This window comes from Sphingobacterium psychroaquaticum (assembly GCF_004421025.1).
GTDB classification, from domain to species: domain Bacteria; phylum Bacteroidota; class Bacteroidia; order Sphingobacteriales; family Sphingobacteriaceae; genus Sphingobacterium; species Sphingobacterium psychroaquaticum.
Window position 1 is genome coordinate 293,703 of sequence record NZ_CP038029.1, and the last position, 20,927, is coordinate 314,629.

General features: G+C 39.9%; 18 protein-coding genes. 12 read left to right on the forward strand and 6 right to left on the reverse strand.

What is annotated here, in order from left to right; translation table 11 throughout:
* Positions 1-32 precede the first annotated feature (32 nt).
* Genes E2P86_RS01275 through E2P86_RS01300 form a run of 6 tightly spaced genes read left to right on the forward strand, consistent with a single transcriptional unit; the run spans position 33 to position 6,235 of the window.
* Entirely contained in the window at positions 33-557 is a 525-nt protein-coding gene (locus E2P86_RS01275; protein ID WP_134430229.1) for a NuoI/complex I 23 kDa subunit family protein, read from the forward strand.
* Between the two features lies 1 nt (position 558).
* The gene (locus tag E2P86_RS01280; RefSeq protein ID WP_085474164.1) at positions 559-1,056 is read left to right on the forward strand and encodes an NADH-quinone oxidoreductase subunit J family protein; all 498 of its coding nucleotides are present in this window, start codon (positions 559-561) and stop codon (positions 1,054-1,056) included.
* Positions 1,056-1,385 carry an NADH-quinone oxidoreductase subunit NuoK gene (gene nuoK, locus E2P86_RS01285; protein ID WP_085474165.1) on the forward strand — a complete coding sequence of 110 codons (330 nt, stop codon included), beginning with the start codon at positions 1,056-1,058 and terminating at the stop codon, positions 1,383-1,385. Before E2P86_RS01280 ends, nuoK begins: the two co-directional genes overlap by 1 nt.
* A 45-nt stretch (positions 1,386-1,430) precedes the next feature.
* The gene (gene nuoL, locus E2P86_RS01290) at positions 1,431-3,347 is read left to right on the forward strand and encodes an NADH-quinone oxidoreductase subunit L (protein ID WP_134430232.1); all 1,917 of its coding nucleotides are present in this window, start codon (positions 1,431-1,433) and stop codon (positions 3,345-3,347) included.
* A gap of 41 nt (positions 3,348-3,388) precedes the next feature.
* Positions 3,389-4,834, forward strand: coding sequence for a complex I subunit 4 family protein (locus tag E2P86_RS01295; protein WP_085474167.1), 1,446 nt, complete (start codon positions 3,389-3,391; stop codon positions 4,832-4,834).
* A 21-nt stretch (positions 4,835-4,855) separates the two neighbouring features.
* Positions 4,856-6,235: an NADH-quinone oxidoreductase subunit N gene (locus tag E2P86_RS01300; RefSeq protein WP_085474168.1), complete on the forward strand. Its 1,380-nt coding sequence runs from the start codon at positions 4,856-4,858 to the stop codon at positions 6,233-6,235.
* A gap of 38 nt (positions 6,236-6,273) precedes the next feature.
* Here the strand turns inward: E2P86_RS01300 and E2P86_RS01305 are convergent, their stop codons facing one another.
* Positions 6,274-7,554, reverse strand: a complete 1,281-nt coding sequence (locus tag E2P86_RS01305; protein ID WP_085474169.1) for a replication-associated recombination protein A — start codon at positions 7,552-7,554, stop codon at positions 6,274-6,276.
* Positions 7,555-7,744: 190 nt separating this feature from the next.
* Between E2P86_RS01305 and E2P86_RS01310 the strand changes: the two genes are divergently transcribed.
* From E2P86_RS01310 to E2P86_RS01335, 6 genes are all read left to right on the forward strand, one after another.
* Positions 7,745-8,890 (forward strand): tetratricopeptide repeat protein, encoded by a 1,146-nt coding sequence (locus E2P86_RS01310; protein ID WP_085474170.1) that lies wholly within the window; start codon positions 7,745-7,747, stop codon positions 8,888-8,890.
* Between the two features lie 456 nt (positions 8,891-9,346).
* A complete protein-coding gene (locus E2P86_RS01315) occupies positions 9,347-10,324 on the forward strand; it encodes a helix-turn-helix domain-containing protein (protein WP_085474171.1) in 978 nt (325 codons plus the stop codon).
* Positions 10,325-10,413: 89 nt separating this feature from the next.
* Positions 10,414-11,400 carry a helix-turn-helix domain-containing protein gene (locus tag E2P86_RS01320; protein WP_159451878.1) on the forward strand — a complete coding sequence of 329 codons (987 nt, stop codon included), beginning with the start codon at positions 10,414-10,416 and terminating at the stop codon, positions 11,398-11,400.
* 2 nt (positions 11,401-11,402) lie between these two features.
* Entirely contained in the window at positions 11,403-12,923 is a 1,521-nt protein-coding gene (locus E2P86_RS01325; RefSeq protein ID WP_085474173.1) for a helix-turn-helix domain-containing protein, read from the forward strand.
* 273 nt (positions 12,924-13,196) lie between these two features.
* Positions 13,197-14,582: a nucleotide sugar dehydrogenase gene (locus tag E2P86_RS01330; RefSeq protein ID WP_085474174.1), complete on the forward strand. Its 1,386-nt coding sequence runs from the start codon at positions 13,197-13,199 to the stop codon at positions 14,580-14,582.
* A 127-nt stretch (positions 14,583-14,709) separates the two neighbouring features.
* Positions 14,710-15,381: a DUF2490 domain-containing protein gene (locus E2P86_RS01335; RefSeq protein WP_134430235.1), complete on the forward strand. Its 672-nt coding sequence runs from the start codon at positions 14,710-14,712 to the stop codon at positions 15,379-15,381.
* Positions 15,382-15,438: 57 nt separating this feature from the next.
* Here E2P86_RS01335 and E2P86_RS01340 read toward each other — a convergent pair whose 3' ends face one another.
* From E2P86_RS01340 to E2P86_RS01360, 5 genes are all read right to left on the reverse strand, one after another.
* On the reverse strand, positions 15,439-15,858 hold the full coding sequence (locus tag E2P86_RS01340) for a nucleoside-diphosphate kinase (RefSeq protein WP_085474176.1): 420 nt from the start codon (positions 15,856-15,858) through the stop codon (positions 15,439-15,441).
* Between the two features lie 94 nt (positions 15,859-15,952).
* Entirely contained in the window at positions 15,953-17,224 is a 1,272-nt protein-coding gene (locus E2P86_RS01345) for a metallophosphoesterase (RefSeq protein WP_085474177.1), read from the reverse strand.
* 79 nt (positions 17,225-17,303) lie between these two features.
* Positions 17,304-18,335: a ferrochelatase gene (hemH, locus tag E2P86_RS01350; RefSeq protein WP_134430237.1), complete on the reverse strand. Its 1,032-nt coding sequence runs from the start codon at positions 18,333-18,335 to the stop codon at positions 17,304-17,306.
* Between the two features lie 70 nt (positions 18,336-18,405).
* Positions 18,406-19,254, reverse strand: coding sequence for a 4-hydroxy-3-methylbut-2-enyl diphosphate reductase (locus E2P86_RS01355; protein ID WP_085474179.1), 849 nt, complete (start codon positions 19,252-19,254; stop codon positions 18,406-18,408).
* 134 nt (positions 19,255-19,388) lie between these two features.
* Complete coding sequence (locus E2P86_RS01360) at positions 19,389-20,837, reverse strand: glyceraldehyde-3-phosphate dehydrogenase (protein WP_134430239.1); 1,449 nt, start codon at positions 20,835-20,837, stop codon at positions 19,389-19,391.
* Between the last annotated feature and the right edge of the window lie 90 nt (positions 20,838-20,927).

Here is a 20,927-nt window from a genome sequence, read left to right on the forward strand (position 1 = left end):
TATAATATACTGTATCTCCAAAAGAAACAGATATGCAAGCATTATCGAATAGAAAAAAAGTTATTGAGCAGAAACCGATGAATTTCTGGGAGAGGATCTATCTTCCGGCGATTGCAAAGGGGCTTGGAATTACATTAAAGCACTTCTTTAAAAAGATTCCTACGGTGAGGTATCCGGAGGAGACACGTCCTTATTCGAAGAATTTTAGAGGGCAACATTCTCTAAAACGCGATGAGGAAGGTAGAGAGCGTTGTACAGCATGCGGACTTTGTGCTTTATCTTGCCCCGCTGAAGCGATAACGATGACCTCGGCGGAGCGCAAAAAAGGCGAAGAACACTTATACCGGGAGGAAAAATATGCATCGGTATATGAGATAAACATGTTGCGTTGCATTTTCTGCGGCCTATGCGAGGAGGCATGTCCCAAAGAAGCGATTTATTTGGACGGTCCACACGTTACAGCGGAATATTTGCGCAAAGACTTTATCTACGGAAAAGATAAGTTGGTAGAAGCTACTTTTGATATTAAGAAATTAAACCAAGAAAAATCTGTTTAGCATGACCGTATTTTATTTAGTTGCTTTTCTGGCTATTTTTTTCGCTTTGATGACCATTTTTACCAAGAATCCGGTACATAGTGTACTATACCTGGTAATAACCTTCTTTACCCTTACTATTCATTATATTTTATTAAATGCCCAGTTTTTGGCCGTTGTAAACTTTATTGTATACATGGGGGCCATTATGGTTCTTTTCCTATTTGTGTTAATGTTGTTGAATCTCAACAAGGAAAGCGAGCCAATGAAGTCGAATTTCGTAAAGATTATGGGTGCGATCGCTGGCATGTGTCTTATTGCAACTCTTCTGGGAGCATTTCGTGTAATAGAACCGAATAATCAGATGGTTGTTGGAAATGAAGAAGTTGGTTTAGTGAAGAATTTAGGGAAAGTATTGTTTAAGGAGTTTTTGTTGCCTTTTGAAATTTCATCTATTCTGTTGCTTACAGCGATGGTGGGGGCCGTATTATTAGCTAAAAAAGACGTTAAGAAAGTATAATGGAAAATATCGTTCAAAACATACAGGGCGTTCCACTGAACCACTACATTATCTTTTGTAGTATTATTTTCGCCATTGGCGTTATTGGTGTCCTGATTCGTCGTAATGTTATTATTATTATGATGTCCATTGAGCTTATGCTCAATGCGGTGAATTTACTGCTTGCCGCTTTTTCGGCTTACCGAGGAGATGCCAGTGGGCAAGTTTTTGTGTTTTTTGTCATGGCGTTGGCAGCCGCTGAGGTAGCGGTCGGGTTGGCTATCATTATTATGGTGTATCGAAATACCAAGTCGGTAGATATAGAAACGTTGAGTAAGCTGCGTTGGTAGGGTAGCGATTTTAGTAGGAATTAAAAGATTATTAGTACGATTTTTATGACAGAATTACTTTGGTTGATACCACTAATCCCATTTCTAGGCTTTGTTTTAAACGGCTTGGGAAGGAATCTATTTCCAAAGGCCATATATGGTATTATTGGTACAGGAGCGGTATTCATAGCTTTTATATTAAGTGCATTTTTATTTCAGGAAATATGGAGTCTCCAAAAAGCGGGACAATCTGCGGCGATAACCCAGCATTTATTTGATTGGTTTTCAGTAGGCAACTTTAAGGTTTCTTTGTCCTTTTTGGTTGATCCTTTGAGTGCAGCTATGTTGCTTATCATTACAGGGATTGGTTTCCTGATCCATTTATACTCCTACAGCTATATGCATGAAGACAAAGGGCTGGGTAAGTTTTTTGCTTATTTGAACCTCTTTGTATTTTTCATGCTTTTATTGGTAATGGGATCCAACTACTTGGTCATGTTTATTGGTTGGGAAGGTGTTGGTTTATGTTCCTACTTATTGATTGGTTTTTGGTTTACGAACTCTTCTTATGCTTCAGCAGCGAAAAAGGCTTTCGTCATGAACCGAATTGGAGATTTGGGCTTTTTGATTGCTATGTTTTTTATCCTTGAACATTTCGGGACATTAGAATATAGTGCTGTATTTTCACAAGCGGCAAGTCTTTCTATTGGCGATAGTACCATTGTGATTATTACTTTATTGTTGTTTGTAGCTGCTACGGGTAAATCTGCGCAGATTCCACTTTTTACATGGTTGCCCGACGCTATGGCAGGACCAACGCCTGTTTCGGCATTGATCCATGCGGCAACGATGGTAACGGCAGGTATTTATATGGTGGTGCGTTCGAATGTATTATTTATGTTGTCTCCGTTGACGATGGAGATTATGGCCATCATTGGGCTTGCAACAGCGTTGATTGCAGCCTTTATAGCGCTTACACAAAATGATATTAAAAAGGTATTGGCCTATTCCACAGTATCACAGCTGGGCTATATGTTTTTGGCACTGGGTGTTGGTGCTTTCACGGGGGCATTCTTTCATGTATTGACTCACGCCTTCTTTAAAGCTCTTTTATTCTTAGGCGCTGGGTCAGTTATTCATGCGATGGGTAATGAACAGGACATGCGTAAAATGGGAGGACTGCGAAAAGCCTTACCTATTACCTTTTTTACGATGTGTCTCGGTACAATTGCCATTAGTGGAATTCCGCCCTTCGCAGGTTTTTTCTCTAAAGATGAGATACTAGCGCATGCTTTTCAGCATAATGTGGTGCTTTGGGGAGTTGGACTGTTGACCGCTATTTGTACGGCTTTCTATATGTTTAGGTTGTTATTTATGACATTCTTTGGTTCCTTCCGGGGAACTGCGGATCAAAAAGCACATCTGCATGAATCTCCATGGCAAATGACATTTCCACTCATTATTCTTGCTTTCTTATCGGTTGTAGGTGGCTGGATTAACCTTCCTGAAGCTGTTGGCGGCAGCCATGCCTTAGCCAATTTCTTGGCACCAATATATAAAGGGAGCCGTTTAGCGGATTTCGATTTGGCATTGAGTCATCAAACGGAATATCTCCTGATGGGAGTTTCGGCTATCGTTGCGATTGTTATGGCTATTGTCGCCTATACCATGTACGGCAAGATGGATGGAAAACCAATGACGGAGAAAAATGAAGGTTTCTTGTACAGACTATCATACAATAAACTGTATGTCGACGAACTTTATGATGCTATTATTGTAAGACCATTGCAATGGTTATCTACATTCTTACATACGTATGTGGAGAAATTAGGTATTGATGGTTTCGTCAATGGTATTGCTTCTTTCTTCGTAGGATCAGGCAAAGGAATTAGACAACTGCAGAGTGGCTATGTGGGTTTCTATATTTTGATGATGGTGTTTGGCGTTATTGCCATCCTTATTTACGGTATGGTAAGGATTTAGGGTAATAACTTCCTGTTTTTGACTTTTAATATTGATTTTTAATGGATAACCTTTTTATACTTTTATTCGTACCACTGGTGTCAGCTCTGATCTTGTTTTTTATACAAGATAATAAGACCGCTAAAGGCGCGGCCTTGGTGCTCTCTCTTATTCAGTTAGGTTTGACTATACCGTTCCTTATGAGCTTCAACGCAGCAGGAGGAATGCAGTTTGAACAAAGTTTTAGCTGGATTTCAGCATTAGGCATAAATTTCCATTTGGGTCTAGATGGAATTAGCCTACCTATGGTCATGCTTACTAACGGTCTGATACCGTTAATTATCTTATCCACTTTTGACAAGCAGTTTAGGGGAAACTTTTACGGTTTGGTTTCTTTTATGCAAACTGGTTTATTATTAGTGTTCCTGGCATTAGATGCATTTACGTTTTACGTGGGGTGGGAGGTTGCGTTAATTCCGATTTATTTTATTTGTGCGTTATGGGGTGAGGGAGATCGTATACGGGTCAATCTTAAATTTTTTATTTACACATTCTTTGGTAGTTTGTTGATGTTGGTCGCTATCATCTACCTTTATAATCAGGTACCGACCAAAAATTTTGAATGGGCTTCGTTTGTTGCGCTTGATTTGAGTGAGTCGACACAGCGTTGGATTTTTTGGGCCTTCTTTATTGCCTTTGCGATCAAGATTCCGATTTTCCCATTTCATACATGGCAACCAGATACCTATACGAATGCACCGACAGCAGGTACCATGTTGTTGGCTGGAATTATGTTGAAGATGGGCGTTTATGGTATTATACGTTGGTTGCTGCCCGTTGTTCCATTCGCGGTGCTTAGTTACAGTAATGTAGTAATGATTTTATGCGTGATCGGGGTTGTGTATGCATCAATTATTGCTTTCAAACAAAACGATGCCAAGCGTTTAATCGCATATTCTTCTATTGCACACGTTGGTTTGATTACTGCCGGTGTGATATCGTGGGAGGCCGATGGTCTTCAGGGAGCGATTATACAGATGGTTAATCACGGTTTTAGCGTGGTAGCCTTGTTCTTTATCGTGGATATGATCGAAAAGAGAGCGGGTACTCGTAAGTTAAATGAGTTAGGCGGCTTGGCCTCAGAGATGCCTCAGTTAGCCACATTCTTTCTCATTATTGTTATGGGGGCAATAGGTCTGCCACTAACGAATGGTTTCATCGGTGAATTTTTGCTCTTAAAGGGTGTTTACGGTTTTGGTGTGTGGTACGCGGCAATTGCTGGGCTTACCTTGATTTTTGGTGCTGTTTATATGTTACGCCTTTATCAAAAGACGATGTTAGGTCCATTGTCAGACCGGTTTCAGCAGGTATGGGGATTGGAGAATCACGAGTTGATCGTGTTGGTTGCTGTGGTAACAGTTACCCTCTTTTTAGGTGTTATTCCGAACGCTATTTTGGACCTTTCGGAAGCATCAGTAGTGAGCTTATTGAATCAAATTAAATTTTAAAAGTAGCGATATTAATATATTATGGGAGCGATTATTACATTGAGTGTCTTGGGAATTTTAGTGTTGTATTTGGGGCTCTATAAAGCCAAAAATGCATTGCTTCCGGTAACACTATTGGGGCTACTCGTTGCATTTGGATTTACAGTGGCAGATTGGAATAAAGATGCCACGCCCTTATTTAACGGTATGGTCTATTTCGATAAGTTCGCTTTAGCATTTTCTATGCTTTGTATTTTCATAACAGCGCTTATCTTATTGCTTTCTAAGGAATATTTCCGAAATATCAGTGAACATGTTGCAGAGTATTACTGCTTGTTGGTGTTTTCATTAACAGGAGCTTTAATTGTGACGGCATATCATAATTTTGCAATGTTGTTTATCGGGATCGAGATCATGTCGGTCGCTTTATACATCTTAGTGGGTATTCGGAAGTATGATAAGGCATCGAATGAGGCTGCCCTTAAATATTTTCTAATGGGGGCTTTTTCGACAGGTTTTCTGTTGTTTGGGATTGCATTGTTATACGGTGCCTCCGGAACATTCGATTTGGAAGGTTTACGCAATTATGTGTTAACAGCCGGAGAGATTTCGCCTCTTTTTTATGCTGGTGTATTGTTGATGTTGTGTGGCTTATGTTTTAAAATTGGTGCAGCACCGTTCCACTTTTGGACACCAGATGTTTACGACGGTGCTCCAATACTGATTACTGCCTTTATGAGCACGGTGGTTAAGGTTGCCTCTTTTGTTGGCTTTTTACGTTTGTTCAGTATGGTTTTTGTACCGGTCAGTGATTTATGGACTCCCGTGTTGTTGACCGTGGTTATCATAACTTTGTTTATTGGAAATATTACGGCTCTTATGCAATCTAGCTTCAAGCGTATGATGGCCTATTCTAGTATATCTCATGCAGGTTATATGTTGTTTGCGCTCGTTTCTATTAGTGTGACTTCGGCTGCGAGTATGTTTACATATGCTTTTGCTTATTCACTGGCATCGGTCATTGCTTTTGCTATATTGATCTTAGTGAAAAGAGAAACGGGGTCGGATCAGTTTGAGTCGTTCAATGGTTTGGGTAAGCGCAAGCCGGGATTGGCATTAGCCATGACAGTTGCTATGCTATCCTTGGCGGGGATTCCATTGACTGCCGGATTTATTGGTAAATTTATGATGTTCAACCAAGTGATGGGAGGCTATAATATTGTGCTTCTTTTGCTTGCGGTAGTGAATGCTGCGATAGGTGTTTATTATTACTTACACGTTGTGGTGAATATGTATTTTAAAGATGCAGATGGTGAGATGCAGATACAAATACCAACTAGTTATAAAGTGGTTTTAACCCTTGCGGTTGCTTTGACCATTTTAATTGGTGTTTATCCGGACTGCGTTATCGGGTTGTTATAAGATATGTTTGATACTATTGATTGATAGGTTTTTATCAATCAATAGTTATATTTTTCTTTCCACTTTCCTTTTAAGGATTCACGTAATTTATTTTCGGCACTATTGTTCCCCGGATCATATAAGGTTGTACCACTGAGCTTTTCAGGAAAAAACTCTTGTGTTACAAAATTCCCTGGATAGGCATGTGCATACTTGTATTTGGCCCCGTAGTCTAGGTCTTTCATCAGCTTTGTTGGGGCATTACGCAAATGCAATGGCACTGGTACATTGCCGGTTTGCTTAACGAGTTGTTGCGCCTTATTGATGGCTTCATAGGAGGCATTACTTTTTGCGGAACTGGCTAAGTACGTTACTGTTTGGGATAGGATAATTCGAGACTCTGGCCACCCAATAACATTGACGGCCTGAAAACAATTATTGGCGAGAAGTAAAGCATTTGGATTTGCATTGCCAATATCTTCGGATGCCAGGATCAAAAGTCGACGTGCGATGAAAGAAGGGTCTTCACCGCCTTCAATCATGCGAGCTAACCAATATACAGCTGCGTTAGGGTCGCTTCCTCGAATAGATTTGATAAAAGCAGAGATAATATCGTAGTGCTGCTCTCCAGTTTTATCATATAAAGCCATATTTTGTTGCACTTGCTTCAAAACAAAAGCATTTGTTATTGCTTCTTTCTGCGCATGTGCAGCATGGTGGACTAACTCAAACACGTTGAGTAGTTTCCGGGCATCGCCTCCTGATAAACGAAAGAGGGCCTCGTATTCTTCAATGATGACCGGATGTTCTTGTAAATAAGGATCTTTTGTGATCGCTTGGCTCAAAATTGTCTTGAGCTCGTCTTCTGTTAAGTGTTCTAAGACATAAACCTGACAGCGCGATAAAAGGGCCGATATTACCTCAAAAGAAGGATTTTCTGTTGTTGCCCCGATCAAGGTCACAAGACCACGTTCGACGGCGCCTAACAATGAGTCCTGCTGTGATTTCGAGAAGCGATGGATCTCATCAATAAATAGTATAGGTTGTTCTTGATTGAAGTTACGTAGTTTTTCGGCTTTTTCGATTACTTCACGAATATCTTTAACACCGGACTGTATGGCACTTAATGAAAAGAACGGACGTTTTAGTTCTCCAGCAATTAAAAAGGCAAGGCTAGTTTTACCAACTCCCGGTGGCCCCCAAAAAATCATAGATGGTATATTCTGTTGCTGAAGGGCGTTCCATAGAACAGATCCTTCTCCAATAATATGTTGTTGACCAATGTAGTCCCCGATGTTTTTGGGGCGCATACGTTCTGCTAAAGGGATGGGTGTTGCCATAGTAACACGAAAATACTAAAAAAATTAGATATTTCTTGCATTTAATTGTTAGGGCTGGAAGTTCATTTTTAAACCTTTACGGGGAATGTATGTCCCATAGTATCGATTCTTCTGCAAAGAGCTTTGCGGCGGATTAGTTGTATTTAAAATCAATTTTGGGTAAGTTTGAGAAAATCAGAACATAAAATTTATGCAATTTAAAAATACTGATGTATATAAATATCTTTTTGGGGAGCGCGTTATATTTCTCCAAAAAACGTTTACTATGTTCTTGGTTTGTTTAGTGTTGGCTGGACAAGGCGAGGTGAAGGGACAAGAAGATCCATCGGGAGCGATCAAAAAATATGATAAGAGTTTTGCAGGAATTGGGCCTCAGGTTTATTTTTTGCCTCCTACGCGCTCACCCGAAGAGGATTTAGTGAACTCGTATCGGGAGAAGGTTCCTTTTCAAGATAGTATTGCACGAGCATTGGATTTTCAGCGCTTGGTGGAAGAGTTTAAGCCAACAAGTAATGCAACAAGCATTCAATCGTTGTTCGTGACAATGCCTGTAACAAAGGCTGATTGGTTCCATCTAATCGAAAAGGAGACAGATGAGGGAAATTATGCCGTTGCCTACGGTTTACTTCATGCTTATGCCGATCAGGCACTTCGAGGCAAGGATATTAAAGAAACGCTAGGACTCCTAAATAAAGCATTGGAACAAGCGCAAAAGGGGAATAATGCACTTGATATTTCTACGATACAGTACAATCTATCGAATGTCTATTTTTATAACAAAGACGTTCTTAATGCTGGGCGCTTTCAAGAGGAGCGTTACAAAAATGCTGTGCAACAAAAGAGTGGTATTGAGCAAGCGGCATCCTTAATAAAGATTGCACTTATCCAAGCTTACGATAAAGACTATCGTTCAGCGGAGGACAATATAATCCGGAAGGCAATTCCACTTTTAAATAAAGCTAAGGCTTATGATCAAAAGGTCGGCGCATGGGTGTCTTTGGCGCGGATCTATCAATGGCAGAATAAACATACGGAGGCACAATGGTTTCTCATCCAAGCGCGTGACTTAGCGAAAAGTAAGGATATTTCCGATGATTTAGCCGAGATAGAATATTTGTTAGCTTATTCTAAATTGGCGCAAAAGAATTACGGCGTTGCACAGCAGGAGCTTGTAAATGCGGATAAGCTGGCGAAATTAGAGAAGAATAAGGTGTTACAGCTTGCTATTGTGGATCGATTGGGGCAAGTTTATCTAGATAGTAGAGACTTGAAAAAAGCCGCATCTTTGTTGCAGGATTATCAGACGCTAAAAGCCGAAATATTTAATAATAAATAGATTGAAATATTGATTTATACTATTTAATCGAATTTGTCGTTATTATAGTATAAGAGTAATTTTTCAAAGAGTACGATCAAGTTGATTGAGGAAAAAACCTAAGATTCTCCATCTTAGGTTTTTTTCTGTAGCGATTTGTATAAAGGCCTCGTTCTCTACATCGCACCTTACGTACCTTTGTTTTTCTGTAGCTATAAATCTACAATTAATGTAATGTTTTTGCTAACAGTGCTGAAAATCAATGTAAAGTGTTATTTTTGACTGTCCACTCTTATAGGTACAACGGTGGACACCAATAAGTACTGTTAACTAACTATTTATCTTTCGAAACAGAGCTTCTTCAGGTTGGCCATTTGCTACTTTTGTAGTGTTATGGAGGGTTTGAACTTGTGTTAAGGAAATCAAAATAGGTTTTAAATATTTCGCAGTTAATATTTTGATTGTGGATTAGCAGATATGAAAATCAACTTGAACGGAAAAAAGGCATCATATAGTGAGGAAGTGCTACGCTCTTTTGAGTTTTTTGCATTTTTCTTTGTTGTTATTCAGTTTGTACACTTGGTGTCACTGGTCTTTGGATTTACTTTTCCATTTTCGTTTTTGTATGGCCCGATTTTGTATGCGATGGCCATGACCCTGCAGAAGGGAAAATACTTCTCTATTAAAATATTTGCCCTTCATTTGGTGCCTTTCTTGTTTTTTCAGTCGTGGTACACTTTGTCCTCACTTTTACCCGGACCACTCTTTTATCAATGGTGCTTCCCAGTAGCCTTAATATCTAGCTTTGGGTATTCCATACTGGTATTTGTTAAGATGAAAAACCGTTTTCGAAGGGTTAATGATGACCAGATTTTATTGGTTAAACAATTAGCAGGTTTGGGTATCGGTATTTCGTCTTTTGTTTCCTTTATTTATTGGCAACAATTGGCCAGCATGGAGTTTGATACTAAACCGATGGTTGCTGTTACCTTTGCGATGCTTTTCTGCATATTGCTTTTGGTGCATTTTATTTATCAGCAAAGGAAGATACGAAGGGATATGGGAGCGCAAGAGAATATAAGAGATACTTCTACAGGATTTGCGGCAGAGCAAAAGGCCAGATTTACGACGATCATAGGTCGGGTTATGGACCACGATCAACTATATCTAAATCCCAATCTAACCTTAGGTGAATTGTCCAAAGAGACAACAATTTCAAAGAGTGATTTATCGGAGTTTATAAATATCTGCGAAAATAGTACATATTATGAGTGGTTGGCAAAATACAGGATACAATATGCTTTAAATTTACTGGAGAGTACGGTTGATCAATTGAAGATGGAAGCCGTAGCTACTGAAAGCGGTTTTAATTCTAAAACTGTTTTTTACCGCTATTTCAAGCAGTATGTTGGTGTCTCACCGTCCGAGTATCGGTCTAAGTTAGTGAATGGCTAATGTTGATTTCCTTTTTTCTATATATATCTATTTTCATATTTGCAGCCTTAGGGATTCATTTAATCACTGTACAGCCTAAAAAATCTATAATGGATAGTGTTTTGATGGCTTTTTTGTCGATAGTCTTGGTACAAGTTATTCATGCGGCAATCTTTCGAGATTTACTGGAAGGCTACAAATACGTCGATCGTGGAGCGCCTTTTGGTTTAGTCTACGGTCCTTTATTATTTTTTGGTTATCGCGCTTCTTTTGGTAAAAGCCTGCAACGAAAAGAAATCTTAGTTCATTTATTACCGCTAATTATTGCTACCGGTGTATATGTGTTTTTTTTGATCTCCAGAGCGTTTCGAGAAGAATATGCACACATATATTACATTACCCTGTTTAGTGTTATTGGAATTTCTTGGGTTTTGTATCCTATTTTTCTGGCGTTTAAACGACCTGCTAGTGTTAGTGCTGCGACAGGAATCTATCGATATGCCATGATTATTCTCGTGACTTTAGCTTCTTTCCTCTTGCCTTTGCTTATTGGACGCTTGAATACGAATGCACCGCCAAGTGCACCAATCTCTAATACCGTTGTGTTTATCGGTATGCTGGCAGCGGTGGTAATTGTTTATTTTTACTTGCTAGAACAGATGCGAATCGTTCCCGTAACAAAGGAAATGCCGCAAGTGATAGAAGAGAGACTAGTGGAAGAAAAATTGCAAGCCAGCACCTTACGTGAAATTCCTACACCGTATTTTGAGAAAATAAAAAACTACCTCTCTAAAGAACGATATTTAAATCCTGATTTTAAATTGGATAATATGTCGAAAGATTTGGGAATCCCCAAAAATATTATCTCGCAGTATTTTAATCAAGTATATAAAGATGGTTTTGTTCGTACCGTGAACTCATGGCGTATTGCATATGCTTGTCAGTTGCTTCTAAAAGAAGATGTAGAGTTTAATATTGAGGATTTAGCATTCAAGTGTGGGTTTAGTTCTCGGGCTTCTTTTTATCGAAATTTTAACCAGGAAAAGGCATGTACGCCGCTGGAATATAGGGAACAATATTTATCTGTAAAGGTATAGGGATGGGGCTACGATATTTGTTACTTGTGTTTTTTATATGTACCAAAGTATCGTATGGACAAGAGCGGAATGATTTTGAGCGTCGATATAACGATGTTTATAGTGAGATTATAGCTTCAAATGTTGGAGAGGCTACACGTATTACCGACTCCTTGTTGGCACATGCGCAGAATGATGAACAACGAATAAAAGCATTGATGTTGTTGGCCAACATTAAGCATAGTGTGGGCGATATTAGCGTTGCTTTGAGACATGTTATGAAAGCCCAGGTTATTGCAGAACTGGATGGTTTTATTGAGTGGGAAGCTCGAACAGCAGGTTTTTTAGCGACCACATTTCGTAATGTTGGATTACTCTCGGAGTCCAAAAAAAATCTTTTCAAAGCAGAGGTCGCGAATGAACGTCAGAAAGGAAGTCCGCGGTATGCTTTGACACGAATTAATATTCTTCAGGAACGTGCTTTTCACGAAATGGAAGCCGGTAAATTTCCACGAGCGGTTGCCGTCTTAGAATCGGCAAAAGAGTTTATTGCAACGGATACTACACTATCCTCCAGAGCCATTCTGGTGAAAGCAACGAATGATCAGTTACTTGCTGTTTGTGAGATGGAAATAGGCAACCTTGATGAAGCTGATTCCTTATTGGCTTTGTCATATCAAGCATTACAGGGGCAAGAAAGTAATCTGATACCTTATATTTACAGAGCGCAGGCTGAAATTGCCTTACGGCGCGGTGATCGGATCCATGCGCTGGAATTATTGGATTTAGCTGCTCCTTACATCAAATCTTCTGATCGCGAGGAGCTCAAAGTATTGCTCTATGAGAGTTATGCAAAGGCGTATGCAGGTTCCGACGACACGAAATCTAGCTATTATCGTGATCTTGGGCAGAAAATAACAGCGCAACAAGCTACTTTAACACGTAAGATTGCGAACGAATTATTGGATAATGCACATAATCAAAGGCGTAAAGACCAACAGCGCAATTATGTTCTATGGGGGGCTATCTTTTTTCTTGCTCTTGTTTGTGTTGTGCTTTTTTTGCGGATGTTGATAGGGAGGGCGAACCAGAAAGAGTCTGGTATGAAAGGTATTAAGCCGTTAATGTCGACTATAAATCATTCGTCAGTTTCAATTACTGAAGAGAGTGGGCCACATATTGCTGAAGAAACAGAAAAGAGGCTTTTGGCGGCCTTAGAAGCAGCAGAGGCGGAACGATTCTATTTGGATCCCAATATGTCTCTCTCCAAAGCTGCCATGCGCTTAGAAACCAATCAACGTTATGTCTCCTATATGTTAAAGACATATCGAAAGAAAGACTTTAACGGTTATTTGCAGTCTTCTCGCATTAACTATATCTGTAAACAACTCAAGGAAGATTCGTCTTTACTAGATTGTAAGATTAGTTATGTGGCCAGTTTGTGCGGCTTCGCCTCTCACAGTAAATTTTCTATTGCCTTTAAGGCCGAGACAGGCATACTTCCTTCGACTTATATACAACAACTACGGAAAAAGGATAATTAAGTTTTTATGCAGCTTCGCTGCAGCTCTATTTCTTTTATGCGCATTTTTCAGCGCTTGTTGCTAATTGAGATATATTTATGACAAAAAAAAGGTTTTCAAACGGGGAGAATGAAAACCTTAATAACCAATTATAAACCTAAATTATGATGATACAAATATCGGGATTGTTTTTGTCAATAGCAAAAACGTTTTAGTTTTCTGTAGTGTTTTTACGACACGCTGTAGGTATTTACCATTCTTAAAATTGATTATCTTTGTTGCAACTAAAGTACTATGTCATTCGAAGTAAAAAAAATCTGTTGTATTGGTGCCGGCTATGTCGGAGGTCCAACGATGTCTGTTGTGGCGCATCAATGTCCCGATATTGAGGTTACTATTGTTGATGTGAATTCAGACCGGATCGCAGCGTGGAATAATCCTGATTTAAGCCAGTTGCCGGTTTATGAACCGGGGCTTGACATTATTGTCGAGGAGGCTCGAGGACGTAACCTGTTTTTCTCTACGGATGTTTCCAGAGCAATAGCTGAGGCGGATATGATTTTCATTTCTGTGAATACCCCTACGAAAAACTATGGAAAGGGAAAGGGAATGGCTGCTGATCTTAAGTTTATTGAACTCTGTGCGAGACAGATTGCTGAAGTTGCTACTTCAGATAAAATTGTAGTAGAGAAATCTACATTACCTGTTCGTACAGCTGCAGCATTAAAAAGTATTTTAGACAACACGGGCAATGGGGTTAATTTTCATATTTTATCGAACCCAGAGTTTCTTGCAGAGGGAACAGCAATTACAGATCTATTGTCCCCGGATAGAGTGCTGATTGGGGGCGAAAATGCAGATGCGATAGAAGCGTTAGTAAACATTTATGCACGATGGGTTGATCGCGCGAAAATCTTAACCACCAATTTATGGTCATCAGAGCTTTCTAAGTTGACCGCTAATGCGTTCTTGGCGCAACGTGTTTCCTCGATCAACGCCATTTCGGAACTTTGTGAGAAAACGGGCGCAAATGTGGATGAAGTAGCGAAAGCAATAGGAATGGATTCACGGATAGGCCCTAAATTTCTAAAAGCATCTGTTGGTTTTGGTGGTTCGTGTTTCCAGAAAGATATCTTGAATCTTGTCTATATCGCACGATCCTATAATCTACACGAAGTGGCTGATTATTGGGATCAGGTGATTATCATGAATGAGCACCAAAAGAGGCGTTTTGCGGACAATATTATTCAGACGTTATATAATACCGTTTCAGGTAAGAAAATCGCTGTTCTGGGATGGGCTTTTAAGAAGGATACTAATGATACGCGTGAATCCGCTTCGATTTATGTCTCTGACTATTTAATGAATGAGCAGGCGCAAATTGCGGTTTACGACCCGAAGGTCGTGACAGAGCGTATTTATGCAGATCTCGATTACCTTAATACACGTTCTGTAGATGAAAACCGAGCGCAATTGGAGGTGTGGAAAGATCCATATGAAGCTTGTAAAGATGCACATGCTATAGCCATTTTAACGGAGTGGGATGAATTTAAGGATTATGATTGGGAACGGATCAAAGAAAATATGAAACGTCCATCTTTTGTATTCGACGGTCGGAAATTATTGGATCGCCAAAAGTTGGAGTCACTTGGCTTTACCTATTATGCCATCGGTGAGTAAGGGTAGAAAAATTGTGATGTAAGTATTGTTTTGTAGATGTAATGTCAGATGATTTATAATCAAAGGATTGTTACATACAACATAGAGAAAGGTTAAATATTTTTGAGAAAATACTTAACCTTTTTCTATGTTGATTCGTCAGATACTTTTACTTGTTTTCTTTTTATTGATGTTTAGTGCTCTCTACGGCCAAAGCTTGCAGGGGTGGCTGATTTATTTTGGCAACACACAGTTAGGAAGTAGCCGTTTCAGCATTCATCATGAAGTTCAATTGAGAGATTATGAGGTTATAGGCGATCATCAGCAGTCATTGTTTCGTACGGGACTTCAGTATAAGCTTTCCTCTGCCGCCAATGTAACGATGGGGTATGCCGGTGTATATACAGAATTAGAGGGGGCTCCAAATAAGCCCTATTGGGAAAACCGTATTTATCAAGAAGCCATAATAAGACAGCATATAGCTAATGTTCGATTAAGACATCGATTTCGTTTTGAAGAACGCTTTGTTCAGGGACAAGATTTTCGAACCCGGGCTCGCTACTGTCTGTTTTTAGATATACCCATTCATGATAAAACAATGATGAAGGGGGCTTTTTATGGTGCGTTATACGAAGAGATTTTCATTCAGCCATTTCAGAAAAACCTCTCTACTTTCGATCGTAATAGACTGTATGGTGGTGTCGGGTACAAAGTGAGTGATAATTTGGGCGTACAATTGGGATATATGATGCAGCATGTGGGAAAAAATAAGGGAACGAATCATGTATTATTATCGTTTCATCATCAACTGCGTTATTAAAAGAAAAAGGAGAAATAATTATTTCTCCTTTTATCTTATGTATAGTTTGTTTGTTTCTTAGAATCTTTCGAATTGCGAGAAGAAAAAGTTTCCTTCGATTGCTGCGTTCTCGTCGGAGTCTGAACCATGGATCGCGTTTGCATCGATTGATTTAGCGTATTTATTACGGATAGTACCTTCTGCAGCATCAGCTGGGTTAGTTGCACCGATCAAAGTACGGAAATCTTCTACTGCGTTATCTTTTTCTAAGATAGCAGCTACGATAGGACCAGAAGTCATGAAAGATACCAACTCTCCGTAAAAAGGACGTTCTTTGTGTACCGCGTAAAAGTTTCCTGCTGTTTCGTTGCTTAGTTGGATGTATTTCATCGCTACGATTTTAAATCCACCAGCAATAATGTCATTTAAGATTGCTCCGATATGGCCGTTCGCTACTGCATCAGGCTTAATCATTGTAAAAGTTCTGTTAGTTGCCATTTTAATCAAATTTTTTGCAAAGGTATGAAAACTATATAGTAAAAATGAAACCCTTGATCGTTAATTTACTTTAATACGAGGGGGCACATATCCATTAAACGAGTGGTTTTTCTCCCTTGATCAGTTCGAAAACTGTGATTTCAGGAAGTATACCAACACGGCCTGGATAGCCTAGAAAACCATAGCCTACGTTGACGTATAAACGTTGGTCCTTTTCTTCGTATAGACCGGCCCACTCTTTATATATATATTTAGCCGGGCTCCATTGAAAATGTTCTCCTCGTACACCAAACTGCATGCCGTGTGTATGGCCTGCAAACATCACATCGACATCTGTGTCTAGCACCTGTGCTCGCCAATGTGAGGGATCGTGTGATAACAATAATTTTACGGCTGATTCGTCTGTTCCGTTCAGGGCTTTATTCAAATCTCCTTTTTTAGGGAAGCGCCCTGTTCCCCAGTTTTGCACGCCAACGATAGATATCTCTTCATTGTTAAGCTTCAAAGATCTATTCTCATCCATCAATAAATCCCATCCCATTACTTTGTGGGTTTGGATTACATCTTGTAGGTTCTTGCGTTTCTGTGCTGAATCTTCTTGTCCAAAGTAATAGTCCCCATAATCGTGGTTTCCTAAAACAGAGTAAACTCCTAAATCTGATTTTACTTTAGTAAAGATATCTTGATAGTCACGCATTTCGGAGGCAACATTATTAACAAGGTCTCCTGTAAAGAAGGTGACATCTGGTTTTTCATTCAGAAGCATTTCTACACCACCTAGAACAGCTTTCTTATTGTAGAAAGAACCAGAGTGTACATCCGATATTTGTGCTATGCGCATGCCGTGAAAAGAAGCTGGAAGGTTTGGAAGGTAGAGCTTCTGCCGTCTGATTTGATAATCATAACCACCTGAAATAACACCCCAGGCCAAAGGAAAAACGGGCAGGGAGGCGACCAAGATACCTGATTTGGTTAGGAACTCAGAACGCGTAATACCGTGTGTTGGTTTTTCAGGTAAGGGTTCCGATAGATCCTCAATACGATCCGCTAAATTTTCACTTTTACGTGGTGAAAAAAGACGTGATATCCAGACTCCTCCGCGACGGATATCGTCCGCCAAAAGGATAAGGATAAAAATAAATTTGCTTGTCGCAGTCATAAAAAATGCGACAAGAATCACGGAACGGTACATTAATGGGATATTTAGCTTTGCGGCAATCAGTAATCCAATTAATAAGCCGATAGAATATCCCCACCAAAGTATAGTGAACCACTTTTTCTTGACTACTTTTATTTTCGTTGCACGAAGAGCAAAAAAGATGTAGAAATCAAAAACAAGCAGTAAAAATGCGTTAATTAGTAACATGTCATTTTATTTTTATTGTTGAGAAGTGCTTTCATAGACTTCATCAAAATCAAGTTTTATGTCACAACGGGCTTCCTCATTAGTTTGTTCCTGTTGCGAGTCTTTTTAATACATTTATCCATTGTGGGTCGTCGTTTAAACTTTCCACCATGGCAACCTCTTCTCCTCCTAGCTCTTTGAATTCATTTGCATATTCGACTTGAATTTCATCGATTGTCTCAATACAGTCGGCGACAAAAGCGGGACTGAATACGAGTATTTTCTTTACCCCTTTTTCTGCGAGATGGTGCAATGCATCGGAGGTATAGGGTTGGATCCAAGGGGTTTTCCCAAGGCGTGATTGAAAACAAACACTATATTTTTCGTTGGAGATGTCGAGCTTGCTGACAATAGCGCGCGTTGTTGCATAACATTGTGATAGGTAGCAGTGTGATTTTTTTTCACTCTTGCAGGAATCACATCCCGATTCAGGACAACTTAGCTTTCCCGAGGGGTCAACTTTACCTAGCTGACGTACGGGTAAACCATGATAACTGAATAATACATGATCAAATTGTGCGATGTCATATTTTTGACTATGATTCGCAAATACGGTCGCCATCTCTTCGTCGTCACAGTAGTTGCTAACGAAACTTACGCTTGGAAGATATTGCCATGAACGCATGAGTTCCATAACGCGATCAATAACGGATCCTGTTGTTGCAGAGGCATACTGCGGGAATAGGGGAATCACACGGATAGAATCTAATAACATACCCTCCATTTTTTGGAGAGCTTGTTCCAAGGAGGGGTTTTGATATCGCATTGCCAGTTCGACATGATAATCATCACCAAGCTCTGCTTGCAACAAATCGCGTTGAAGCTGGCTGTAATACATTAACGGTGAACCTGTCTGCGGGTCCCAAATTGTACTGTATGTAGCTGCCGATTGAGCGGCGCGTTTAGGAACTATCGCACCCTTTACCAATAAGGTGCGTCCCAGGTAAGGGATGTCTAGTACACGAGGGTCCATTAAAAATTCTGTTAAATATTTATGGACGTCACTTGTTTTTGGCGAATCAGGTGTACCCAATTGAACCAATAACACTCCCTTGGTTGCTCTATTACTCATTAACGCAAAAATAATTAAAATTTATAGGAAGATCCTTTATGTGATAGAAAATGAAAATAACATGACCGGATTAGAGCTTTTCAAGCGCTTCTTTTACATCTTTCATTAACCACATAGGAGTGGATGTTGCGCCGCATATTCCTACGGTGTTATCTTGTTGAAAGTTTGCTGCTTGGAGCTCTGCTGGATCAGAAACAAAATAACTGTTCGGGTTGGCGTCTTTACATACATCGTATAGGACCTTTCCATTGGATGATTTTTTGCCGGATACGAAGACAATTTTGTCATATTGACGGGCGAATTCACCCAGATCTTCGTAACGGTTGGAAACTTGACGACAGATTGTGTCGTTGGCCTTTACATCGTATCCCCGTTTTAAAAGTTCGGCTTTTATGGCGTAGAATTTATCAACGCTTTTCGTGGTTTGACTGTATAAAGTGAACGATGAAGGCAGCACTACATTGTTTAGCTCGTCAATATCTTGAAAAACAAGCGCCTCATTGTTTGTTTGACCTTGCAAACCAATTACCTCGGCATGTCCGTGTTTACCGAAAATCAAAATTTTCTCCTCATTGTCGTGTGAAGTTTTTATTCGGTTTTGGAGTTTTAACACCACAGGACAAGAGGCATCAATCAACGTGATGTTATTTTCAAGCGCTGTGCGGTACGTCTGTGGCGCTTCTCCATGCGCACGAATCAGTACTTTTTCATTACTTAGGTGTGCTAAATCGTCATGCCCTATTATACGCAAGCCCTTGGCTTTTAGGCGGGCAACTTCTTCGTCATTATGTACAATATCGCCTAAGCAATAGAGATAACCTTCTTCTTCAAGAATCTCTTCTGCCATATCAATAGCATATACAACGCCAAAACAAAAGCCTGAATCTTTGTCGATTGTTACTTGCAGATTTTTACCCATACGACAAAGTTACTAAAATCCATTGGTATACAATCTACCTGTAGGGGATTGAAATATAGGCATAAAAAAGAGCCTTCTAAAAGAAGGCCCTTTTGCCTGTAACAGGCTATTTTATTAATGAAAATTGGACAAGATTAATAGTATGTGTAACGTCTTACACCTGCAATATGACGTGCTAGACGCATAACTTGATGGGTATATCCATATTCGTTATCATACCAGATGTACAAAATAGCATGAGAACCATCCGTTGATACAATTGTTGCCGGAGCGTCCACCACCGAAGCTGCAGTTGTGCCAATGATATCGGAAGATACCAGTTCGCCATTGCTAGAGTAGGCAATCTGTTCAACCAGCTTCCCATGTAGGGCTGCTTCGCGTAACAAACCGTTGATTGCTTCAGTTGTTGTATTCGATTTTAATTCCAGGCTCAGGATTGCCAGTGAACCGTTAGGTACGGGGACACGGATTGCATTCGAGGTGAGTATTCCTGCCAGTGGAGGTAATACTTTCGCTACAGCCGAGCCGGCACCTGTTTCCGTAATGACCATATTTAAAGCCGCTGCACGTCCTCGGCGGGATTTGTTGTGCATGTTATCCACCAAGTTTTGGTCGTTGGTGTAAGAGTGTATCGTCTCAATATGTCCGCGTGTAATACCTATTTTTTCTTCGATAACGGCTAATATCGGGGATATCGCATTTGTCGTACAGGATGCTGCAGAAAAAATGGAGGCTTCTTTGGTGTTGATAACGTGCTCATTGACACCATAAACAATGTTGGGAACACCTTTCCCGGGAGCTGTTAATAAAACTTGAGCGGCTCCTTTAGATTGTAGGTGTCTAGCGAGCTCTTTGTCATCCCGGAACGCCCCTGTGTTGTCAATGACAAGCGCATCTCGGATGCCATATTTTGTATAGTCTATTTCCTCTGGATTCTTAGCCGAAATGATATGCACGGTCGATCCGTTTATAATCAATGCGCCCTGTGTTGTATCGATTTCAATATTAGCTTCAAAATCACCGTGAATAGAGTCGTGTCGAAGTAGATTAGCTCTCTTCTCTAATGTTTTAGCATCGATGCTGTCGCGTGTTACAATGGCGCGCAAACGGAGTTGTTTGCCACCACCTACTTTACTAATTAACTCTCGTGCTAAAAGACGTCCAATACGACCGAATCCGTACAAAACGATATCGCGAGGCTGGAAGGGCACTTGTTCATTGGCTTCCTTCAGCTTTTTGTCGAGAAAAGATAAGATTTCTTCATCTTGTAGCTGTAAATCGCGAACTTCTAAGGCTAGTGTTCCAATATCAATGCGGGACGGTGCGATTTCCAGCTGTTGGATTGCCTGTGCAATTTTGAGGGTTTCCTCAATATGGAGTTCAGGATTTGAAAGATGGCTTGTTTTTTTATGTAAATTCAGAATAAGGCTCACACGACGATCCACCAACTGGTTACGAAATAAAACAAGTTCGATAGAGTCATTAAACCATAGGTTGCTGACAATTTCTATCAGCTTCACACAAGCGTTTTGTTTGTTTTTGTAGCTTTTGATTTCTTCCTCAAAAGAAGACGGCTGTACCATAACGTTATTATAAGAGATTATGGCACAAACTTATAAATTAATACATCGACTTCTCTTAATTTTTGTGAGATTTACAAATATGAGTTGGTA